This window comes from Sphaerospermopsis kisseleviana CS-549 (genome assembly GCF_028329225.1).
Taxonomy (GTDB): domain Bacteria; phylum Cyanobacteriota; class Cyanobacteriia; order Cyanobacteriales; family Nostocaceae; genus Sphaerospermopsis; species Sphaerospermopsis kisseleviana.
Genome location: NZ_JAQMTI010000161.1, coordinates 1 through 4,275 on the forward strand (window position 1 = coordinate 1; position 4,275 = coordinate 4,275).

The window sequence follows — 4,275 nt, forward strand, 5'->3', positions numbered from 1 at the left end:
CCTGCCCCCTGCCCCCTGCCTCCCACACCATTTTCCCTATTATTGTTTTGGTTGAGGATCATCATCTGTGGTTGGTTGCTCAAAAAATAAAAGCGATCGCGCTGTTTTGAAGTAAGTCGCCCAGCGTTGGGGATCAGGCCGTTGTCTCCATTGGATACGACTTACATCTAAAGCTAAAACCGGGGCGATCATTCCCTGATTTTGTGCCGTGACAATGATAGAAACTTCTGTAACTAAAATATCCTGGTCAAAACTGCGTTGAGCCGCAGCCCTAGCTACCATTTCTGCCCTTCGTAAAACCGTTTCATAGGTTTCCTCTGGTAAACGCTCAATAGCTAAGTCAACTCTAGCGGTGTAAGCTTGCACAATTTGCGGTGCGATCGCCTCCGTAGCCAACTAGAGAGGAAAAGCCAGCAAAAGCCAACATCCACCTTGAATTATCCGGATTTTCCTGCCAAATTGGCCAATAAATGAAAAGGGGATGATTGATGATGGTGAAAAGCTGTAAATCCTGTTCATAAACTTGAGCTACTTCTGAAGTATGACAGAGCATTTTAATCTAATGCTGGTATTTTCCGATATCTTAACGTCATAAGAACTACTTGATTAAGAATTGAGGAGTCAGGAGTCGTAGGGGCGAAGCCTGCCTGTCGGCAGACAGGCATTGGGAAAACAACCTGGGACAAAAATTGATCATTTATCGCCCTGTAAGGGCGAAGCCTGCCTGTCGGCAGACAGGCATTCGGAAAATATCCTTTGGGAAATACCGATCATTAATCGCTCGAATGCTTCGCCCCTACTTCGCCCGTACTTACATCAGAACAACTTTCAACAAGTAAACAAAAACCGACAATGAGCGGGATGGTAAATTACTGGGCGATCGCTATTGGCATCAATCAATATGAGTTATTTCAACCTTTGAGTTGCGCTCAAAACGATGCGGAGGCACTAAAGGATTTTTTGGTGACAGAAGTAGGTTTTTTACCCCAAAATTGCCTACTGATGACAAATACTTCACCACCGATAGGGGAAAGATCCTCTTATCCAACCCAAGACAATATTCTAGTTTTATTGGAGGAATTAGCAGCAAAATCTTGCCAACCAGAGGACTATCTATGGTTTTTCTTCAGCGGTTACGGTGTCAACTATAATGACAAAGATTATTTAATGCCGGCTGATGGAAATCCTGATCAGGTGTTAGAAACTGGCATAGCTGTGAAACAACTGATGCAAAGTTTCCATGCTGCCAAGTTGAATGTATTACTAATATTTGATATTAACCGCGCCTTTGGTACACAAGCTGATGCTCCCGTAGGTCAAGAAATTATTGACACCGCCAAAGAACTAGAAATGGCTGTCATGCTTTCTTGTCAACCAGAGCAATTTTCCCACGAAATTAGTGAACTAGGTCATGGCTTATTTACAACAGCATTATTAGAAGCTTTATTTTCCGGCAAAGGTAGCAGCTTAAAAGATTTAGACACCTATCTGAGTTATCTCACCCCAGAACTATGTCAACATCATTGGCGGCCTCTTCAAAATCCTGTCATTTTCATCCCTGACAGTCCTCCAGTCATGATTCCCATCTTGACATTAGATAATGATTCCCAAACCGAGCCACTGATTTTTCCTGAAGAAAACTTTGCCGTTGCTACCTCCTCAGTGACACAGAAAGAGTCTAAAAATTCCCCTACAGAAAAAGCTTGGTGGACGGAAAATAAAACCGTAGAAACTACCCTCAACAAAACTTCTTCACAGTTAGATCAGTCTACAAATTCAGAGACATCTGTTACTAATTCAACTGTAGATACTAATGAAATCTTGGCAACTTCCCCAGAATTAAACACCGGCGCTAGATTTATTCCCGCTGCTGCTAAAGACTACGCCCAACCTGCAATTCAGTCAGAAACTCCCATTTGGAAACAATTTATTTTGTGGGGGGGCGGTAGCATGACTATCGTCGCTTTAATTACAACTTTTGTTCTTCGCAATCAGGCGAGTTTTCGCTTCCATAAATTATCAGCATCCCTAAATAATACTACTAATAACCAGGAATTTTCCCAGAATTTACCTCCTATTCCTGCTACGGTGGAAACAATTCAACCACCCACAACTTCTGTCGTTTCCAATTTTGATTCCCAACAGCGAAATCAAGCAATTTTGGAACTAGAGAAAATGTCTCTGAGTCCAAATAAATCTGGTGATTTGAGTCAAGCGATCGCCTCTGCTCAAAAAATTTCACCCGGTGAACCGCTTTATCAACAAGCACAAAAAAATATTCAGGTTTGGAGTCAAATGATTTTAGATTTAGCCCAGGAACAGGCTAACCAGAGAGAATATATTGATGCTATAGCTACTGCGGAATTAATTAATAAAAATACAGCCTTTTATCGCCAAGCACAAACATTAATTGCAAAATGGCAATTAGAAGCCAAGCAGTATTTAAGTAATCAAACTTTGTTGGATGCTGCTCAGGCTTTAGTTCGACCAGGACAAGCTTCTACTTATAACCGAGCGATTGAAGTAGCGAAAAAAGTACCACCAGGACAACCAGGGTTTGAAATTGCCCAAACATCTATTAATCAATGGAGTGAACAAATTTTAGAATTGGCTAAAAACCGTGCTGCACAAGGAGATTTTAACACTGCCATTGCCACTGCTACTTTAGTTCCTAAGCAAACCATCGCTTATGAAGACGCTCAGGATGCCATTGAAAAATGGCGCAATCAGTATACTAGGTGATTGGGGATTGGTGATTGGGGATTGGTGATTGGGGACTGGGGATTGGAGAAACAGGAAATATTTATCTTTCTCCTGCCTCCTGCCCCCTGCCTCCTGTTGTATCACTTAACAATATTGTGAAATATCTTCGCCACATTCATCAGCTAGATAGCACAGGGCGCGAAATCTTAAACCTACAACTTCTTCATATAAAGGATTGAGTTTACACATTGGGGGAATGTGAAACAAGACTTTTCCAAACAATTTGACATCACGTTCAAAAGGACATTGAGGGGGAATTAATCTACACACCCGATGAGCAAATTGGCGATCGCCTACTTTTAAAGTATCCAACCAATTTCGCAAAGGACGCAGGAAATCCCAACCTGAATGAGAATGAGAAGCCTGTAACTCGGTGATATTAGCTTTATTGGTATTATTCGTCTCTGCTTGATGGAGCGATACCCAGCTTGTGAAAAAAATATTTTTTGTGGTACTTTCAAATGCCTTCATGGTTACTCCTCTCTGTTTATGAGGGTATTCACCTTACTGATGAATATACAATATGACAATCACTCTGTCCGGGAGAATAGTATTTTGACGGAAATTCTGGAAAAAGTGCGAGTAGCTACTGAAAATCAGAATCTGTGTATTACTACGTTAAGTTAAACTTAATTTCCTTAAAATGTGTACTCCACTTAGCTAATCTTTTTCATAACTTGACACTCTTTAAATTTTAATGAAGACCTCTATCTTTGGACGGGTTTGGCTGTAACTATTACAAAACTTAACATACTTAATGGTTATAGGTCAAGTAACAATTATAAATGCTGTTTATACGCTATCTAATACAGTGATTATGTTGCAAGTTGCTATTTATAGTGTATTAACGCCAGTTACTACAAGTCGGCGGAGCCGCCCAACGCACTGTCTCCCCTTTTTAAGGGGGATTTAGGGGGATCTACGGCTGTCAACTCCATTCATCCCTAATTTGTTGTTGATATTCTAAAGCATCTTGAGTTAACTTAATGATATCCGCGTACTTGTTTAAATCAAAATTTGCCTGCTGTTGTAATTGATAAATATTTAAAATTTCTTCAATTTTTTGCCAATCTTGATAATCAATTAAAACAGCTATTGGGTGCATTGCATCATCAGTGACGATTTTTTTGTTAATAGGTAACATATCTATTTACTAACTATTATATTCTTGCTCTTTTTATCTTATACGAACTCTGTATAAATATGCGCCACATTCAAAAATGAACTAACCCAAAAAAACGCAAAGATGCTCAATAACACCTTTGCGCCTTTGCCTCTTTGCGACTCTGCGGGAAATAAGTAAATAGGGTTTGCTGAGAAAGTCTTTCCGTGAGGGCATAGGAGTCAGGAGTCAGGAGTCAGGAGGAGATTGGAAAATTTCTTTGCCATCTCTTGAAATCCCCAAAAATGCACACTTTTTCCGGTATACCCTTCAAAACCCTTGCACTAATTTCTGTGTTTATCAGCCTCTAACCTTTGATATATCAAGGTTTTAGGTTTATTCAGCAAACC

The 4,275-nt window shown here is 40.2% G+C and carries 3 protein-coding genes and 1 pseudogene; 1 reads left to right on the forward strand and 3 read right to left on the reverse strand.

Annotated features, from left to right (window positions below):
- Positions 1 to 39: 39 nt before the first annotated feature.
- A pseudogene (locus tag PN497_RS13555) lies at positions 40 to 519 on the reverse strand (hypothetical protein).
- Positions 520 to 861: 342 nt separating this feature from the next.
- Here PN497_RS13555 and PN497_RS13560 point away from each other — a divergent pair.
- A complete protein-coding gene (locus tag PN497_RS13560) occupies positions 862 to 2,742 on the forward strand; it encodes a caspase family protein (protein WP_096572754.1) in 1,881 nt (626 codons plus the stop codon).
- Between the two features lie 105 nt (positions 2,743 to 2,847).
- Here PN497_RS13560 and PN497_RS13565 read toward each other — a convergent pair whose 3' ends face one another.
- Together PN497_RS13565 and PN497_RS13570 are read right to left on the reverse strand one after the other, a co-directional pair.
- Entirely contained in the window at positions 2,848 to 3,234 is a 387-nt protein-coding gene (locus PN497_RS13565; protein WP_096570093.1) for a Mo-dependent nitrogenase C-terminal domain-containing protein, read from the reverse strand.
- Positions 3,235 to 3,691: 457 nt separating this feature from the next.
- Positions 3,692 to 3,907, reverse strand: a complete 216-nt coding sequence (locus tag PN497_RS13570) for a hypothetical protein (RefSeq protein WP_096570091.1) — start codon at positions 3,905 to 3,907, stop codon at positions 3,692 to 3,694.
- Between the last annotated feature and the right edge of the window lie 368 nt (positions 3,908 to 4,275).